At 35.7% G+C, this 18,159-nt stretch carries 15 protein-coding genes and 1 tRNA gene; 10 read left to right on the top strand and 6 right to left on the bottom strand.

Features of this window, described 5'->3' with window-relative positions; translation table 11 throughout:
* Positions 1 to 41 precede the first annotated feature (41 nt).
* Positions 42 to 1,685, bottom strand: a complete 1,644-nt coding sequence (locus EKL99_RS07635) for an amidase family protein (protein ID WP_126576697.1) — start codon at positions 1,683 to 1,685, stop codon at positions 42 to 44.
* 706 nt (positions 1,686 to 2,391) lie between these two features.
* Here EKL99_RS07635 and EKL99_RS07640 point away from each other — a divergent pair.
* Positions 2,392 to 3,384 (top strand): HNH endonuclease, encoded by a 993-nt coding sequence (locus EKL99_RS07640; protein ID WP_231507402.1) that lies wholly within the window; start codon positions 2,392 to 2,394, stop codon positions 3,382 to 3,384.
* Here the strand turns inward: EKL99_RS07640 and EKL99_RS07645 are convergent.
* The 3 genes from EKL99_RS07645 to rseP all read right to left on the bottom strand — a co-directional run bounded on the left by EKL99_RS07645 (position 3,350) and on the right by rseP (position 5,747).
* Positions 3,350 to 3,967, bottom strand: coding sequence for a phage integrase SAM-like domain-containing protein (locus tag EKL99_RS07645; protein WP_126576698.1), 618 nt, complete (start codon positions 3,965 to 3,967; stop codon positions 3,350 to 3,352). The genes EKL99_RS07640 and EKL99_RS07645 overlap by 35 nt on opposite strands.
* A gap of 224 nt (positions 3,968 to 4,191) precedes the next feature.
* Positions 4,192 to 4,265: transfer RNA gene (locus tag EKL99_RS07650), tRNA-Asn, on the bottom strand.
* Between the two features lie 138 nt (positions 4,266 to 4,403).
* On the bottom strand, positions 4,404 to 5,747 hold the full coding sequence (gene rseP, locus EKL99_RS07655) for an RIP metalloprotease RseP (RefSeq protein WP_126515356.1): 1,344 nt from the start codon (positions 5,745 to 5,747) through the stop codon (positions 4,404 to 4,406).
* A 200-nt stretch (positions 5,748 to 5,947) separates the two neighbouring features.
* Here rseP and EKL99_RS07660 point away from each other — a divergent pair, with 200 nt between their 5' ends.
* From EKL99_RS07660 to EKL99_RS07670, 3 genes are all read left to right on the top strand, one after another.
* Positions 5,948 to 7,015, top strand: a complete 1,068-nt coding sequence (locus EKL99_RS07660) for an NADH:flavin oxidoreductase/NADH oxidase (RefSeq protein ID WP_126576699.1) — start codon at positions 5,948 to 5,950, stop codon at positions 7,013 to 7,015.
* Between the two features lie 374 nt (positions 7,016 to 7,389).
* Positions 7,390 to 8,430, top strand: coding sequence for a Gfo/Idh/MocA family oxidoreductase (locus EKL99_RS07665; protein WP_126576700.1), 1,041 nt, complete (start codon positions 7,390 to 7,392; stop codon positions 8,428 to 8,430).
* A gap of 171 nt (positions 8,431 to 8,601) precedes the next feature.
* The gene (locus EKL99_RS07670; RefSeq protein ID WP_126452111.1) at positions 8,602 to 9,813 is read left to right on the top strand and encodes an MFS transporter; all 1,212 of its coding nucleotides are present in this window, start codon (positions 8,602 to 8,604) and stop codon (positions 9,811 to 9,813) included.
* A 45-nt stretch (positions 9,814 to 9,858) separates the two neighbouring features.
* Here the strand turns inward: EKL99_RS07670 and EKL99_RS07675 are convergent, their stop codons facing one another.
* A complete protein-coding gene (locus EKL99_RS07675; RefSeq protein ID WP_126576701.1) occupies positions 9,859 to 10,305 on the bottom strand; it encodes a hypothetical protein in 447 nt (148 codons plus the stop codon).
* A gap of 103 nt (positions 10,306 to 10,408) precedes the next feature.
* Here EKL99_RS07675 and EKL99_RS07680 point away from each other — a divergent pair, with 103 nt between their 5' ends.
* Positions 10,409 to 11,554 carry a cystathionine gamma-synthase gene (locus EKL99_RS07680; RefSeq protein WP_126576702.1) on the top strand — a complete coding sequence of 382 codons (1,146 nt, stop codon included), beginning with the start codon at positions 10,409 to 10,411 and terminating at the stop codon, positions 11,552 to 11,554.
* Positions 11,555 to 11,633: 79 nt separating this feature from the next.
* Here the strand turns inward: EKL99_RS07680 and EKL99_RS07685 are convergent, their stop codons facing one another.
* Positions 11,634 to 12,344, bottom strand: coding sequence for a glutamate dehydrogenase (locus EKL99_RS07685; protein WP_231507403.1), 711 nt, complete (start codon positions 12,342 to 12,344; stop codon positions 11,634 to 11,636).
* A gap of 364 nt (positions 12,345 to 12,708) precedes the next feature.
* Between EKL99_RS07685 and gdhA the strand changes: the two genes are divergently transcribed.
* The 5 genes from gdhA (at position 12,709) to EKL99_RS07710 (ending at position 18,001) form a co-directional block, all read left to right on the top strand.
* Positions 12,709 to 14,052, top strand: a complete 1,344-nt coding sequence (gene gdhA / locus EKL99_RS07690; RefSeq protein ID WP_126457645.1) for an NADP-specific glutamate dehydrogenase — start codon at positions 12,709 to 12,711, stop codon at positions 14,050 to 14,052.
* A gap of 125 nt (positions 14,053 to 14,177) precedes the next feature.
* Positions 14,178 to 16,466 (top strand): T9SS type A sorting domain-containing protein, encoded by a 2,289-nt coding sequence (locus EKL99_RS07695; RefSeq protein WP_126576704.1) that lies wholly within the window; start codon positions 14,178 to 14,180, stop codon positions 16,464 to 16,466.
* Between the two features lie 54 nt (positions 16,467 to 16,520).
* A complete protein-coding gene (recO, locus tag EKL99_RS07700) occupies positions 16,521 to 17,234 on the top strand; it encodes a DNA repair protein RecO (RefSeq protein ID WP_126576705.1) in 714 nt (237 codons plus the stop codon).
* A 109-nt stretch (positions 17,235 to 17,343) separates the two neighbouring features.
* The gene (locus EKL99_RS07705) at positions 17,344 to 17,808 is read left to right on the top strand and encodes a hypothetical protein (RefSeq protein WP_126576706.1); all 465 of its coding nucleotides are present in this window, start codon (positions 17,344 to 17,346) and stop codon (positions 17,806 to 17,808) included.
* On the top strand, positions 17,798 to 18,001 hold the full coding sequence (locus tag EKL99_RS07710) for a helix-turn-helix transcriptional regulator (protein WP_126457642.1): 204 nt from the start codon (positions 17,798 to 17,800) through the stop codon (positions 17,999 to 18,001). Before EKL99_RS07705 ends, EKL99_RS07710 begins: the two co-directional genes overlap by 11 nt.
* Positions 18,002 to 18,159: the final 158 nt, after the last annotated feature.

An 18,159-nucleotide genomic window follows, 5' to 3' on the forward strand; every position in this document is an offset into this window, starting at 1 on the left:
ATTTAATAGATGCGGGTATTTTTAATTTTAATCTTTTAAAACTATTTATAGTCTTGCGGTAATTTTCGAATTTTTGTTGCTTTTTCAAAGGCAAATCCCATTTTTAAAAGGCTGTCTTCATGATACGGTCTGGCTATAAATGTAAGACCCCATGGCTCTCCCGTTGTTTTGTAGCCCATAGGAATAGTAAGGCAAGGGTAGTTGGCCGCAGCGGCATGACCGGCGTTATTATTGTTTATGGATAAGATAGCGTCGAGTTGGTATTTTACCATCGGTTTTTCAAAAAAATTGACTCCTTCTTTTTTGATTTTGGCCTTTATTTGCAGTAATTCTGCTTCAGTAGTGTTTTCGGCTAGCATTTGTTCAAAACGTCCTTGTCCGTAGGGAATTTTTAGTATCGAATCATTTTTATTGTACGCTATAATGTCAGCAATAGAGCGGATAGTAAGTTCATTTGATGCATATTTATTCAAATAATTAGGAAGATCAACTTTCATGTCGGCACTAAGTATGGTGCCAAAACCGTCGAAGTTCATTGGTTCTGGATCATATTCAACGACTATACCACCTAACTTAATTATGGTATTGATACTCTGCTTATAAATTGAATCTCCTAAAAAGTTTTTAATGGCACCAAATCGTAATCCTTGCAGCGTTCCCGACTTTAGATCATCGAGGTACTTTATGTTTTTTGGATTGTTCTTGGTTGCAGGATCATTATTGTCTTCTCCACTCATAGCCGAAAGAAGGATTCCACTATCAGTAACATTTTTTGTCATTGGCCCAGGCGTGTCTAATGTACTTGAGATTGGAATAATACCCGTTCGGCTCAATAAACCAGTAGTTGGTTTTAGACCAATAATTGAATTTTGCCACGAAGGAGAAAGAATAGAACCTGAAGTTTCAGTTCCCACTGCTGCCGCTGCATAATTGGCGGCTACCGCAGCACCACTTCCTGAGCTCGAACCACCAGTGTCAAATATTTTCCGTCCATAGGGATTAAGCGTTTGCCCTCCCACTGCACTATAGCCATTAGGACCAGTCAGGAAAAGGAAATTAGCCCATTCGCTTAAGTTTGTTTTACCTAAAACAATAGCACCTTTATCTTTTATTTGGGTAATTATAAATGCATCTGCAGCGGTATTGTTTCGTAACAAATGTGTTCCTGCGGTGGTAGGCATGCCCTTTACGTTTGTATTGTCTTTTACAAGTATTGGTATGCCGTAAATTGGATGGTCGTGATTGGATTTGTTTTTGTCTCTCTTTCGTGCTTCATTAACTGCTTCAGGGTTAATAGCTACAATTGCATTTAGCATCTTATCTTTATCATTTTCATATTTGACAATTCTGTATAAATACCACTGTGTCAGTGTTTCATAGCTAAGGCTGCCAGATTTAATATGGAATTGAATGGTGGGAATGTTTTGTTCTAAGATTAAAGGTTTTAGTCTTTGATAATCGTCCTCCGAAAAAGCACCTATCTGTTGTGTTATGTTTTCCCAAATAGTGTTTTTATCCAGAATTTTTGACTGGATCAATTTGTATTGCATTCTTGTTGATGCGTTGGTAGCATTTTTTGCTAGTTCTTCGGTTTCGTCATAAGGGGCCCATGCCGGAATAACTGTTTTTTGAGTTGGCTTACAAGCCAGTATAAAAAAGAGAGAGAGGAAAAGAATTTTCTTCATTAAATCTAAATTTAGGGTTATGTATTGGTTTTTTTTAGGTCAGTTCTAGTTCGTTTTTACACTATTTACTTAATCGAAGCAACTATAAACAAAAGGTGTTGGATGTATATTCGAAAGAAAAGATATTAAAATCCGCAAGTTCAAACAGCATTAAGTGTCTTTATTTATTCCCGAACCTATTTGTAAATAATAAGTCATGTGATCGAAATTCAAAGATATACAATTAATGTACTATTAGCGTAAAATTATAGTAAAGACAGGATAGGATTCTTCAAAAAAAGGAGGTGGGTTTTTGGCAAGAGGCACCATTAGAATTGTAGTTTTTTCTTGATTCATGTTTCAGTTTTTTAGAGTTAAACAATTGGCATGACAAGTCAGAATATAAAATGGGTACCTCGAGATTTTAGATGGGTACCGAATAGGGTGCCTTTTTTTTATAAACGAACCTAGCAACTTGGCAAAATCTAGAATTAGCTTTTATCTACTGAATCACCCTGAAGTCCCGATTTCACTACCGCTTTAAAACAAAAAAGACCTTACATTGCTGTAAAGTCTTTTTAAAAAGCTCCCCTAGATATTGTGTGATAGAACCAATTTAAGCATGGTTTAATAAAAGTTATTTGTTTTAAGCAAAGAGATTCAAAATAATTATGACTTTGTGTTTTAATAATGAAATATTCATAGTTTTACTAAAACTTATTCGAGTATGATTATTGAAGAATTATTGGAAAAATATATAAAGCAGTTTAAGATCCTTAACCGAGCGTCGCATAAAATAATGGGGAAAGCACCTCATAAACCAATTTTATTGTTGTCGGTATTACAGTTAATTAAAAAAGGAGATATTCAGACGAATAGGATATATATTACTGGTGAGCTGGTTATAGCTTTTAAGAGTAACTGGAACCGATTAGTAGAAACAAACCATACTCCAAATTTTTCTTTACCATTTTTTCATTTGAATAGTGAACCATTCTGGCGGTTAGTTTTTATAAATGGACTTACTAATGGCCACGATAAAATAAAAAGTATCGGTAGTTTTAAAAATCTAAAGAATAATGTTGCTTTTGCTGAAATAGACAGAGATTTATTTAATCTATTGTTAAATCCAGTATCAAGGACTATGATTGAGAATTTTTTATTAAATAATTATTTTCCTTCATCAAAAGATAATTATCAAGCAGTAGAGATTTTGGGTAAGTATGATATTGAGAGAATAATAGAAGAGCAAATTGTTAACGATACAAAAGAAGAATATCAGAGCTTAATGAATGAAAATCTACAGAAATTATCCGAGGATGAGATTGAAGAAGATAGATTTATTAGAGGAAGTATTTTTAAAAGAGAGGTTCCTAAAATTTATAAGTATCAATGTTGTATCTCAGGAATGCGAATAGAATCATCTAAAAATGCGCAAATGATTGACGCTTGTCATGTGGTTCCATTTTATATTTCTAATGATGATACTTTACCAAATGGTATTTCATTATCGCCAAATTTACATAGAGCTTACGATAGAGGATTAATAACAATTAACGAGGATTATATTGTTAGAATTTCACCAACAATTAAGGAAAATGATTCTCCATTTTCAATTTCACAATTTGGTGGAATTAGAATTTTTTTACCAGATGATAATAAAAATTACCCCTCGCCTGAAAACCTTATGTGGCATAAAAAAGAGGTCTTTGTGTTTTAGATATTATTATTTTTAGCCTTTTGGGTATCCGTATTTGTTCTTGCTTCTTCTCGGTCTTTAAATAGTAGTCAAAATCACTTAGAAACTGCAGACTTAGTTCTTTTAGTGGGTAATCTGTTTTCTTATATTTCCATTTTAGGAAAGCTTCTAAATGGTTGCCTACATAAATGAACTTGTTATAGGTATTGTCTTTGATTTCTAGTCCTACTAGTTTTTCGATTTTGGAGAGATACTGTTTGTAGTAGGAGAGAATAAATTCACTTTTCTTTAGTTCTTTGCCTAAGTATTTGTCGTGAATGTCTTCAATAGAAAAAGGATTTTCCTGTAATTGTAAAATCATGTAGATGCTATTGATCTTGGATTTTATTTTGTCAAGCTGAGAGTTGTATAGAACTGCAGATTTATGGGATTTTAGAATTACTTGGTTCTTGGTATCCCAATGCTCGGACTCAATATTAATGCCTGTGCTAAGCTGTTTTCTATTCCCATTTAGGGTTAGTCGGCAAAATAATGGAGATTGATTCTTCTTGTTTTTTCTATTCTTTCCTTCAATAAATAGAATTTTGAAATTGTCTGTTGTCATAACTTTTTGTTTTAGTCAGACATGCAATTGGTTACGATAAAAAAAGTGATGCCTTTTAGAAAAAGAGATGATGCCTAATATGTTGCCTTTTTTTGCAAAATAAGTTGGCAAGTTGGCGAAATTCAAAAAATCTCTATTCTCTACTGAATCCCCATGAAGTCCCGTTTTCACTACCGCTTTAAAACAAAAAAGACCTTACATTGCTGTAAAGTCTTTTTAAAAAGCTCCCTCTCTTGGGCTCGAACCAAGGACCCTCTGATTAACAGTCAGATGCTCTAACCAACTGAGCTAAGAAGGAAACTGTATATTTTTATTCTGGTAAAAAATGAACGTTTTTGTGTGCTTATTAATGAAGTTTATTTCACTTGTAAAGCGGTGCAAATATAGGGCTTAATTTGATTTCTGCAAGCAAAAATAAATTTTTTTTTAATTTTTTTTACTTCCCTACAATTGCCTTGTAAATGTCGTTTCCGTTAGCAAATAATAACAGTGTTATAAGTAATACGAAACCAACCATTTGCGCATTCTCTAGGAATTTGTCACTTGGTTTTTTACCACTGATGATTTCATATAATAAAAACATAACGTGACCTCCATCAAGTGCCGGAATAGGCAATAAGTTCATTACACCTAGCATTATGGATAACAATGCAGTGATGTTCCAGAACACTTCCCAGCTCCAAGTATTAGGAAAAATGTCGAAGATGGCTTTGAAACCTCCCACTTGTTTGTAGGCTTTAGTCTCCGGATTGAAAATCATTTTCAACTGTTTTCCGTATCCTACTAATTGATCTTTTCCTTTAGTAATCCCAACCGGAATAGATTCTAAGAAACCAAATTCTTGTTTGCTAATTTTGTAATAGCCCAGTTTTTCAAGTGAAGCCATTCCTAATGACCCAACAGTAATCCCTAATTCTCCATTGCTAGAAACAATAACAGGTACTTTTATCTCTTTTTCATCTCTTAAAACAGTGGCTGCAATTGTTTTATTCTTGTTTTTTTCTAAAACAGATTTTACTTGGTCAAAATATTTTGTGGACTGTCCGTTTAATGAAGTAATAATATCTTTAGGCTGCAGGGCAGTGTTCAAAGATCCTTCGGAGATAGATGTTATTGCATACGGCATTCGGATCGATACCAATGGTACTTTTTCCTGTTTTGACAATTGGTCTACAAAGTCATTTGGCATTTTGATTGCTTGTTCCGCACCATTTCTTTCAATAAGAATCTGTTTTGCCATAATAACCTTCATGGTTAGATCATTGTCAAATCGGGTAATTTTTTCACCATCAACAGATAAAATATGATCACCGGTTTTGAAACCAACATTTTGCATCGCTTTATTTTCAATCAATAAACCATCTTTCAAATCCGCATTTGCTATGAAAATATCGCCATAAGCAAATGCCATTCCGATATATATAATGAAAGCCAAAATAAAATTTACGGTAACGCCTCCCAACATAATAATCAAACGTTGCCAAGCCGGTTTAGAGCGAAATTCCCAGGGTTGCGGAGGCAAGGCCATTTGTTCCTTGTCCATGCTTTCATCAATCATTCCGGAAATTTTCACATAACCGCCAAGAGGCAACCACCCGATACCGTATTCAGTTTCGCCAATTTTCTTTTTGATAAGGGAATATTTAACATCAAAAAATAAGTAGAATTTTTCGACTCTGGTTTTAAACAGTTTAGCAGGAATGAAATGTCCTAATTCGTGAAGTATAATCAGTAATGATAAGCTCAATAAAAATTGAGAAAGCTTGATAACTATGTCCATTTTTTAATTTTAGTTCTTTTACAACTCACAAAAGTAAGGTTTTCTATTTGTTTAATTCGCAATAATTGTTCCATACCGTTTTAAATGTTTGTTAATTAATGAAAATTCAGTCCCTCGTTTCGCTGCTGTCTCGTAACTTTACTTTTTTTAAAAGGAAATTCCCTTTGTCTTTATTTTAATTACATACTTAAATTACTACTATGTCATCTCAATTATTTTCTCCACTCCAAATAAAAAGCATCACGCTTAAAAATAGAATTGCAATTTCTCCTATGTGCCAATATTCTGCTCATGATGGCTTTGCTAATGATTGGCATCTTGTGCATCTGGGAAGTCGCGCCAGCGGAGGCGCAGGATTAATCATTCAGGAAGCGACTTCGGTTTCTCCAGAAGGCAGGATTTCTCCGGGCGATTTGGGACTTTGGAAAGACGAACAAATCGAAAAAATGCAGCAAATTAATCAATTTATCATCAGTCAGAATTCAATTCCCGGAATCCAATTGGCACATGCCGGAAGAAAAGCCAGCGCCGCATCACCATGGAACGGAGGTAGAAAAGTAGCTAAAATACAAGACGGTTGGGATCCAGTAGCGCCAAGTGCTGTAGCCTATCATGACAATGAAGCAATACCAATTGCATTAGACCAAACAGGAATTCAAAAAGTAGTTTCCGACTTTAAATCAGCCACAAAAAGAGCGCTTCAAGCAGGTTTTCAAGTGATGGAAATCCATGCCGCACACGGGTATTTGTTGCATCAGTTTCTTTCGCCTTTGTCTAATTTTAGAACCGATGAATACGGTGGAAGTTTCGAAAACCGAATCCGATTGACACTCGAAGTCGTTGTAGCAGTTCAAGCTGAGTGGCCGGAAAACTTGCCTTTATTCGTTAGAATCTCAGCAACAGACTGGGCAGAAGGCGGGTGGAATTCTGAGGAATCTGTACAACTTTCGAAAATACTAAAAGAAAAAGGAGTGGACTTGATTGATGTTTCTTCGGGAGGATTAGTTTCGCACCAACAAATTCCGTTGGGACCAAATTACCAAGTCCCTTTTGCAGAAAGCATAAAAAAAGAAACCGGAATCCGGACTGGCGCCGTAGGTTTAATCACTGTTGCCGCCCAAGCCGAGGAGATTGTTGCTTCAGGTAAAGCGGATTTAGTGTTATTTGCCAGAGAGTCCCTGAGAAATCCAAATTTAGGATTGACATTTGCCCATGACTTAAAGGCGGAGATCGAATGGCCAAAACAATACGAAAGAGCAAAAAAGTAAAATTTTGAAACATATAAGTAATGACTAAAATTTAATGTCGTATTTTAATAAAGCACTAAATTTCTTTGCCACAGATTTCACAGATTAGCACAGATTAATTCGTTATGTAATTTTAAAAATCTTTTTAATCCTTACAATCTGTGGCAAAAATTTTTTTTAATAATTGCGACAATATATCTTTCTTGCTACTTAAGTCATATAAGTAACAGCCACTGTATAATGTCGTGTTTTAAAATTAGACAAAATGACGCAACAGATTGATTTTAAACTACTGTTTGCAATAGTGTTCCTTTTGACTTTATGACGTTTAAACTTTCGACTTACTTAAGTTTTGTTTTTAAAAAGTATAAATCAATGTTATATAAAATAATACCATGCAAAAAATAAAAACAGCTTTGCTTTCCTACGGAATGTCCGGAAAAGTATTTCATGCTCCTTTTTTAGAATTTCATCCCGGATTTGAGCTGCTTGGTTCTTGGGAACGAAGTAAAAAATTGATTCATCAAGATTATCCTTCGGTGAAAAGTTATGCCACGATGGAAGAGCTATTAGAGGATGATCTTGATCTGGTGGTAGTCAATACCCCTGTAGAGACACATTACGAATATGCTAAAAAAGTGCTGTTGGCCGGGAAACACGCCATTGTCGAGAAAGCATTTACCACAACGGTTGCCCAAGCGCAGGAATTAGCTGCTATCGCTAAAGAAAATGGATTGAAACTGGCCGTTTTTCAAAACAGACGATGGGACAGTGATTTCAAGACCGTCCAGAAAATCATTTCAGAGAAAGTTTTGGGAGATCTTATAGAAGCCGAAATCCATTTTGATCGGTACAATCCGCTTTTGAGTCCAAAACAACACAAAGAAACCGCCAATTCCGGTGCTGGAATTCTCAAGGATTTAGGGCCACATTTAATCGATCAGGCCTTGTGCTTGTTTGGATTGCCACAATCTGTTTTTGCTGACATCCGCATCACACGGGAACATTCTTTGGTTGATGATTATATCGATATTTTACTGTATTATTCTAACTTTCGTGTCCGATTAAAAGCGGGTTTTTTTGTCCGGGAAGCGATTCCCGCTTATATTATTCATGGAAAAAAAGGGTCATTCCTGAAACCGCGTGGCGATGTACAGGAAGACGAATTAAAATTAGGAATGAAACCCAATCTGGATGTTTGGGGAACGGAATCAGTTGAAAAAAGAGGGTTGTTACACACGGAAATAAAAGGCAAAACGGTTCAAGAAATCACACCTACGCTTCAAGGGAATTATTATGACTTTTTTGACGGCGTATATCATTCGATTACAAATGAATCTATAGAACCGGTTACGGCACAAGGGGGTGTTCAGGTTATGCGAATTATTGAAGCGGCAATCCAAAGCAGTGCGCAGAAAAAAGTAATTGACCTATAAAATCTACCGCGAATTCGCTAATTTTTTTAAACTTTTGTGAAAATTAGTGAATTCGCGGGAATTACTTTTTATGAACAATAACGTTGTAGCTTGCATCAAATGTGTGGCTCTGACACAACCAATCGTTGCTTTTTGTAATTTTGGCACAATAAAATTCTAAAACAAATCACTTTGATAGATTTAAACTTTTTAGGAAGGTCAAAAACGAAAGCTAAATTCAAGAAAACATATAAAGATGCTAAGATTTCGTATCTGAAAAGAATTCGTTGGGCAGTTTCTATGTTCTATTTTGGTATGGGTTTGTGTTTTGCTACTTGGGCCAGCCGAATTCCGGATATTAAAACAGCATTGCACCTAAGCGAAGGGGATTTAGGGAGTATTTTATTTGCTTTGCCACTAGGACAACTGGTGGTGATGCCTTTTTCCGGTAAATTGGTCACTCGTTTTGGCAGTCATCGGATCTTGATTTTTTCCTTGCTTTTTTATGTTTTTAGCTTGACAAACTTGGGCTTGGCTGTTGCGGCTTGGCAATTGTCATTGGGATTATTCGTGTTTGGAATTTTTGGAAACTTGTCTAACATAGCCGTGAATACACAGGGTGTTTACACAGAAGTACTTTTCAAAAAAACAATTATGTCCTCTTTTCATGGGATGTGGAGTTTTGCCGGATTTACAGGTGCTTTAGTAGGATTGGGTATGCTGGCATTTGAGTTGACTCCGTATGTTCATTTTTTGATTGTTGCCGGAATAGTACTATTGATGATGGCATTTAATTATAATTTTTTGGTCAAAGCCAAAGAAACGATCCAAGTCGAGAAGAAAAAAATGTTTTCAAAACCAGATAGCGGTTTAATTTGGCTTGGTGTCATTGGCTTTTGTTGCATGGCCAGTGAAGGTGTTATGTTTGACTGGAGCGGCGTTTATTTCAAAGATGTTATCAAAGCACCCGGACCATTAGTGATTTTAGGATACACTTCTTTTATGATTATGATGGCAGGTGGGCGTTTTTTAGGGGATGGACTGATTCGTAAATTTGGAAGAAAAAGAGTCTTACAAATAAGTGGTATCATGATTTCGGCAGGACTTTTTACAGCAGTACTTTTTCCTTTTATTATTCCCGCAACCCTCGCTTTTATGTTTGTAGGACTAGGTGTTTCTACTATTGTGCCTACTGTATATAGTGTTGCCGGGAAAACACCAAACGTTTCTCCCAGCGTAGCCCTAACCACAGTTTCCAGCGTAAGCTTTCTTGGATTTTTGATGGGTCCGCCTATTATAGGGTACATCGCTGAGTTGTCCAGTCTGCGATTTTCATTCGCATTTATAGGTATTTTTGGATTTCTGATAGCACTGATGGTATCCCGAATTAAAGCTATAGACTAATTGAATTTTTGATTTGTAAAACAAGTTGTCTTCGTGTTTTTAGAATCAGATCTCCAAAAGACCTCTGTTGGAGTAAATTAAACCGAAAGACTGGTGGTCAGACATGCTTTTATAATTTAAAATATTTTCAGATTTGTATTTTATGCTTTCTTCAACCTGAGCTTCCCATCCAAAGGTATCATTCGGAAAATCGTTTTGGAATTTTTCGTAGGAACCAATAAAAGCAGTCGTTAGTTCCTTGTAATTTGATGCAGTGTATGGCTTTTCGCCAAAATAAATAATTTTCTTCAGTACAGAAAATACTTTTTTATTAATGCTGTCTGCTGCAATTGGGACTTCTTTAGCAATTGGGATTTTTAAGCTTATTGTAGGACATGGCTTTTTGCAGGGTAATGTAGTTGTCGTTACAAAATTCTGGTATTCAAAAACTAATTCATTAGAGCACCGTGTGATAGAAAAAAGGATAAGTGAAAATAAGACAATGTATTTCATCTTGTAATAGATAATTAAATACTATGGTACCTACTTGAGGCTTGGTAAGAATGAATTAAACGGTAAATTTGTAAAACAATCGAGCATTTTAAAATTAGAAGATATGAAATTTAATACTAAAGTGATTCACGGTGGACAACACCATGACCCAAGCACAGGAGCCGTTATGCCACCGGTATATCAAACATCTACATTTGCACAAACAAGTCCCGGACAACCCATAAATCCGGATTATGAATATAGCAGAGCTGCAAATCCTACCAGAACCGCACTGGAAAATGCATTAGCAAGTATAGAAAACGGAACCCGAGCATTGGCTTTTTCTTCAGGGTTAGCGGCTACAGATTGTGTTTTGCGTTCTTTCAAAGCAGGGGATGAAATTATAGCAATGGATGATTTATATGGAGGAACCTATCGCATGTTTACCCGTATTTACAAAGATTCCGGAATAAAATTTCATTTTGTGGATATGAATGACATAGAGAAATTCAAGTCATTGATAACTGAAAACACAAAATTAGTTTGGGTAGAAACGCCAACAAATCCTTTGATGAAATTAGTAGATATTCAGGAAATTGCTAAAATCACCAAAGAAAAGAAAATACTTTTTGCAGTTGACAATACTTTTGCAACGCCTTATTTACAAAAACCATTAGACTTAGGTGCTGATATTGTCATGCATTCGGCGACGAAATATCTTGGCGGTCATTCTGATGTAATTGCGGGAGCTTTAATTGTAAAAGAGGAGGCGCTTGGGGAACAATTGCATTTTCAACAATTTGCAACTGGAGCTACATTAGGGCCAATGGATAGTTTTTTAGTACTTAGAGGAATAAAAACGTTGCATTTGCGTGTCGAAAGACATTGTCAGAATGGAGAGAAAGTAGCGAATTTTTTAGACAATCATATAAAAGTAAAGACGGTGTATTATCCAGGATTGCCAAGCCATCCGTTTCATGCAATTGCAAAAAAACAAATGAGCGGTTATGGAGGAATGGTCTCGTTTACCTTTGTTTCTGGTAAAAAAGAAGATGCTATTGCATTTCTAGAAAAAATTAACGTATTTACCCTTGCAGAATCCCTTGGAGGTGTAGAGTCATTAGCAAATCATCCGGCTTTGATGACTCACGCATCAATTCCGGAAGACAAACGGGCAGCAGTTGGTATCACAGATGATTTAGTCCGGTTAAGCGTAGGAATCGAAGATATCGAAGATTTACTGGAAGATTTGAAACAAGCCTTAGCGTAAGATTTTTTCAAAATAAAAACAAACCCCCAATTCTAATTTAGAGTTGGGGGTTTGTTGTGTAAAAGTATTGCCATTATTATTACAAATAATAAATATACCCTACATTAAACCAGACCAGCCAGTCGTTTGCTTTGTTTTCTTTATAAATTTCCGGATTAGGATTTAAACCATCTACCCAGTTGGAAAAATAATACTGCATTCTTAAGTCGACCATTAAATCCGATAATGGAGATAATTTATAGCGGGTTCCCACGCTGGATACCACGGACCAGACAGATCCGCTTTCAGAAGAAAACCCATACGGACGACCATCAGTTGGGGTTAGATATTTAGGAAATGTAGTTAACGGAGTTCCTAAAGGGCCTAGTGAGGACGAAGCTTTTGCATTGTAATAACTAAACTGACCTCCCAGGCTTATAAAAGGTCCTAAGCTTCCTGTTCGGGAACTGAAATCACGAATACTCCAGGGAAAATATTCCAGTTGCATTCCAATGTTAGTAACAGCAGTGCTTCCTGTCATTGCGCGCAATTGATCTGCTTCCAGTGAGGGTTTCTCTGGAGCGACCCATTCGCCAAAGTGTTTTAAGTGGGTTTTATTATACGATAGCTCACTTCTTAATTTGAAGTGGTTGTTAAAATACGTTTCCGGGGTATAACAATTACAGTCGGCTTTATAAGAAAAATTCAAATAATGAATAATCCCTATTCCTATACCTGTATTTCCTGAGTTTGTTGAAAGGTCATTTCGTTCCCCATAATCAGATTGAAAAGCAACAGGCCCAACAACCACTCCTATTTCATGCGAAAAACCACCGAATTGTGCATTAGAATGAGGTAAAAACCCAAAAAAAAAGGGTAAGCAGGGTTATTTGTTTGATCATTAGGGGGATAAATTTTCTAATCCTGACAAATATATAAAAACATCATTCACTAATAAAAATAAAATTATAAATAAGTTTACAAATTCTTATTTTACTTACGAAAGTCATAGTGATTTTAGATTAAATGGTATATCTTATACACAATTGATTGCAAATGGGTAATAAAAAAATAATTCTATTGATAAAGTGGAAAAACTAAGTCTGAATATTTTTATAAAATGTATCTTTGTATAGTTTAACGAAATCGTTTTCTTAATCAATTATTTATAATCTATGTTACTAAAAGTAAATGAATTTATGGCTCAAGTTGAAGCCAAAAATCCAAATGAACCTGAATTTATTCAAGCTGTTAGGGAATTCGCTGAAACTGTAATCCCATTTATTGCAGAACAGAAAAAATACGACGGAAAAAATTTGCTTCTCAGAATAGCTGAACCAGAACGGTCGATTATATTTCGTGTTCCGTGGGTTGACGATAGTGGTGAAATACAGGTTAACAGAGGTTTTAGAATTCAAATGAATTCAGCAATCGGACCATACAAAGGGGGAATACGCTTCCACCATACGGTAAATTTATCAGTGCTTAAGTTTTTAGCATTTGAACAAGTATTCAAAAATAGTCTGACCACTTTGCCAATGGGCGGAGGAAAAGGAGGATCGGATTTTGATCCACAAGGAAAATCAGATGGGGAAGTGATGCGTTTCTGTCAGTCTTTCATGACGGAATTGTGCAGACACATCGGGCCACAATTAGACGTTCCTGCAGGAGATATTGGTGTTGGAGCCAGGGAAATTGGGTATCTATTTGGTCAATACAAAAGAATAAAAAACGAATTTACTGGAGTGTTAACCGGTAAAGGACTGGCTTACGGAGGTTCTTTGATCAGACCGGAAGCAACAGGGTATGGAGTGGTTTATTTTGCGGAACAAATGCTTAAAACCATAGGCCAAACTATCAATGGAAAAACAGTTTCCATTTCTGGATTTGGGAATGTGGCTTGGGGAGTCGCTTTGAAAGTAAATGACCTTGGCGGAAAATTAGTTACTATTTCAGGTCCGGATGGGTATATTTATGATGAGGAAGGTATTTTCGGAGAAAAAATTGACTTTATGCTAGAGATGAGGGCAAGAGGCGATAACAGATGCGAATCGTATTTAGAAAAATATCCAAATGCCGCTTTCCACAGAGGTAAAAGTGTGTGGGAAGTAAAAACAGATATTGCCATTCCTTGCGCAACTCAAAATGAGTTGAACGAGGAAGATGCAAAAAACTTAATTGCAAATGGAGTTATTTGTGTAACCGAAGCAGCAAACATGCCATGTACGTTAGAAGCTATCAAAGAATTCTTAAACGCAAAAGTCCTTTTTGCACCAGGTAAAGCGGCAAATGCAGGTGGTGTTGCAGCCTCTGGATTAGAGATGACACAAAATTCTATTCGTTTAAACTGGACCAGTGAAGAAGTAGATAGCAGACTAAAAGAGATTATGGTAGGAATCCACAATCAATGTAAAAGATATGGTACGGACGAAGAAGGATATGTGAACTATGTAAAAGGAGCAAACATTGCTGGATTTGTAAAAGTAGCAGATGCTATGCTGGCACAAGGGGTCGTGTAAATCAGCTTTAATTATTGTATAAAATGCCTTTTGTCTTTATTCTGGACAGAAGGCATTTTTTGTGTGTAACAAAATGCTAAGACTTTCGTTTGTTCTATATTTGTAATTCAATAGTCATACAGATAATGAACAAGAGCGTTTTATTTTTTTTGCTGCTACTTTTTGTGCAAATGGGTTTTGCTCAAAACGATTTGTCGTGGCAGGGTTATTTCTCCTATAATGAAATAAAAGATGTCTCCGTATCTGCAACAGCCGTTTTTGCTGCTTCTGAAAATGCGTTGTTTTCTAAAAACACAACCAGTAATATAATCAAAACCACCAATACAGTAGACGGACTCTCCGGACAAACCATCTCGTCGGTATTTCATAGTACAGCCTCCAATAAAACAATTGTAGGATATGAAAACGGACTGCTAATCGTGATTAATGAAGTTGATGGAAGCATGCTCAATGTAGTCGATATTATCAACAAACAACTTCCTTCGGATATAAAGAAAATCAATCATTTCATGGAATTTGAAGGGATAGCTTATCTCTCGTGTGATTTTGGTATTGTCCAATTTAATTTGGCCACCATGCAATTTGGGGATACTTATTTTATTGGGAATGCCGGTGCCGAAATCAGTGTGAGCCAAACCGCATTGTACAATGGTTTTATTTATGCTGCCACAAATAATGGAATAAAAAGGGCTGCTGTTTCTAATAAGAATTTAGTCGATTTTAACCAATGGACCACAATAGCCTCTGGAATCTGGTCTGGCATAACAACAGTAGGTTTAAATCTGTATGCTGTGGACGCTTCGGGATACATTCATAAATTTAATTTGGTTACGGATTCGTTTGCGGGATCTGTTCAGCTTTCTCAACCTGCATTGGATATGAGAACATCGGATGGTTATTTAGTAGTTACAACTTTAAGCAGGATTTATATTTATAACAGCCAAATGGCATTGGCACATCAAATAAACACCAACCAACTGCCGGAACCCAATATTAGTTTTACGTGTGCTACTATAATAGGCGACACTGTTTTTATTGGAACAAAAGAAAATGGATTGACTACAACTACGCTTTCTTTGGGGGTAACTTTTGAAAACATAACACCCATTGGTCCGTCAAGAAACAATATATTTTCGCTTCAGGTGGCGCCCAGCTCGCTTTGGGGGGTTTACGGAGATTATACGTCCGATTATAATCCGTATCCGTTAGACAGTTATGGGATTAGTAAATTTAGCGCTACAGGGTGGTTAAATATTCCGTATGAAGCAGTTTTAGGAGCGCAATCAATGACCAGAATAATAGTTAATCCAAGCAATGAAAACGAAGTATATGCCAGTTCTTTTTTCTCAGGACTGTTGAAAATAGAAAATGACGTACCAAAAATTTTGTACAATCAAACCAATAGCGGCTTAGAGTCATTAACCTTTGCAGGGCCTAATTATAAAGACATTAGGATCAATGGAACCGCATTTGACAAAACAGGAAATCTTTGGGTTACCAACAGCCGAATAAAAAATGGATTGAAAGTCTTGAGGCCTTCGGGTCAATGGCAAAGTTATGCGATGGATGCTATTTTGGACTCGCCAAATGACAACAATTTTGGAACAATTGCAATAGATAGAAATGGAACCAAATGGCTTTCTACGAATGGTGATGGTGTGATTGGTTTTAACGAAAGTAACACTAGATTTAAAAAAATAACAACAGGCGCTGATTTGGGTAATTTACCAGTTTCGGATGTTCGAACTATTGCAATAGATACCAGAAACCAGCTCTGGATCGGTACTACAAAAGGGTTGCGAATTTTGTCAAATGTAAGTAGTTTTCAATCGGATGACCAGATGACGACCAATCCCATAATTATTACAGACGATAATCTGGCCCAAGAATTGTTATACGAGCAATTTATTACGGATATTGCTGTTGATGGTGCCAATAATAAATGGATAGGAACGGCTGATTCCGGTTTGTTTTTAGTCTCGCCAAACGGTCAGGAAACCAAATATCATTTTACAATAAGCAACTCGCCGTTGCCCAGCAATGTGATCAATGACATTGAGATCAATAGCGCTACGGGCGAAGTTTTTATTGCTACTGCAAAAGGGCTGATTTCTTTCAAAGGAATTGCAACTGCTGCTAATGATGATTTAAGTAACGCGTATGTGTATCCAAATCCGGTACGACCGGAATACCAAGGAACCGTTAAAATTGCCGGATTACTGGATAAAGCCAACATTAAAATCACTGATATTGGAGGAAATCTGGTTTATGAAACCACTTCCGAGGGTGGAACAATAGAATGGGATACCACCGCCTTTGGGAAATATAAAGTGGCTTCCGGTGTGTATATGATTTTTATTTCGGCACAAGACGGAGTGGAAACTAAAGTTAAAAAAGTAATGATAATCAGGTAATTTAGAAGAATGAATTTTTCAATCTTTAATTTTTTCAATCTTTAAATTAAAATTGTGCTCGTAAAAACCAAAGCCATTGTTCTTTCATCTTTAAAATTTCAAGAAAAAAGCTTAATTGTGAAATGCTTTACGCTGTCACATGGCTTGAAATCGTACTTCGTTCGGGATGCTTTTTCGAGTCGAAAATCAAATCAAAAAATCGCTTATTTTCAACCTTTGACGATACTCGAAATTGAAGCCGTTCATAAAAACAAAGGTACTTTAGAAAATTTCAAGGAAATAAAAATCGGGACTCCTTTTCATTCGATACATTCGGATATTTATAAAAGCACGATTGTAATGTTCATTTCCGAAATGCTACACCATTCCATTCACGAAGAAGAGGCAAATGAACATCTGTTTACCTTTCTGGAAACCGCTTTGCATTGGCTCGACAATCACGATGAAATTGCTAATTTTCATTTGATTTTATTATTGGAAACCACAAAATATCTGGGTTTTTATCCGGATATTTCTGATATGGACATGCCTTTTTTCGAAATGAACGAAGGTGTCTTTACGCCTTTCAATGCCATCAGTTCGCTCACGGAACATGAAAGCAATTTGTTCAAAAAACTAATCGATTTGAAATTCGATACCGATCAAAAAACATTCCATGTCATCGAACGGCAAATCGTTTTAAGAATACTGATCGATTACTACAGTTTTCACTTGGACGGCTTCAAAAAACCAAAATCGCTGGATGTTTTAAAAGAAGTTTTTTCTTAAACTTAAAATTTTTGAGAAAATATAGTTTTGTGTTTAAAAGTAAAGTATATTTGTCTTTTAATCAAGTTTGTTGTTCTTTATGGAAAGCAGACTTTAACTAATTAACTTTATGGAATTAAAAGTAAAACAAGGTGGGGAAATCGAAAAAATTGAAAAAATCACCGGCTACCAACTTCCTAATAAATTTAAAATTGTTGGTTTAGTATTATTTGTTGTTTCAGTCCTTTCAATTATTACATCGCTTAAGCTGTATTTGGTGGGAGTAAAACACTATGATTTATTTGAGCGAATAGCTTTGACTAATATGGTTTTAGGATTACTTATCATTTCAATTTCGCGAGAGAAAATAGAAGATGAGTTAATTGCGAAAATTCGTTTGCAATCTTATAATTATGCAGTTATAGGAACAGTGTTGTTGTATCTAATATTGCCATTTATTCATTATGCTATTACTTTTAGTTTCTCATCTACGCCAAAAATAGAAGGTAGTAAGGATATTCCTCTTTTAGCAGTTATGCTCGCAATTCAGATTATTACCTTTAAAAAGCTAAAAAGAGCATATAATGAAGAATAGATTAAAAGTAGAACGCGCCATTTTAAATTTAACTCAAGAGGAATTAGCGGAGAAAATAGGAGTTTCAAGGCAAACTATAAATTCAATTGAAACCAATCGCTTTGTGCCATCAACAGTTCTTGCGCTAAAATTATCAAGGTTGTTTGGAAAATCAGTTAATGATTTTTTCGAACTGGATGATGATGACAAATAAGGGTTAAATACTTCAATTTGATAAGAAATTGTATTTAATACAAATTCTTTCAAAACAAATTCACTTTAGAAAATTGCAAAGCCATAAAAGTTTCAAGAAAACCAAAATCGCTGGATGTTTTAAAAGAAGTTTTTACCTAGAAATTCGGGCGTGACCCT

Origin of the sequence: Flavobacterium sp. ZB4P23, assembly GCF_003970375.1 — a bacterium.
GTDB lineage: Bacteria > Bacteroidota > Bacteroidia > Flavobacteriales > Flavobacteriaceae > Flavobacterium.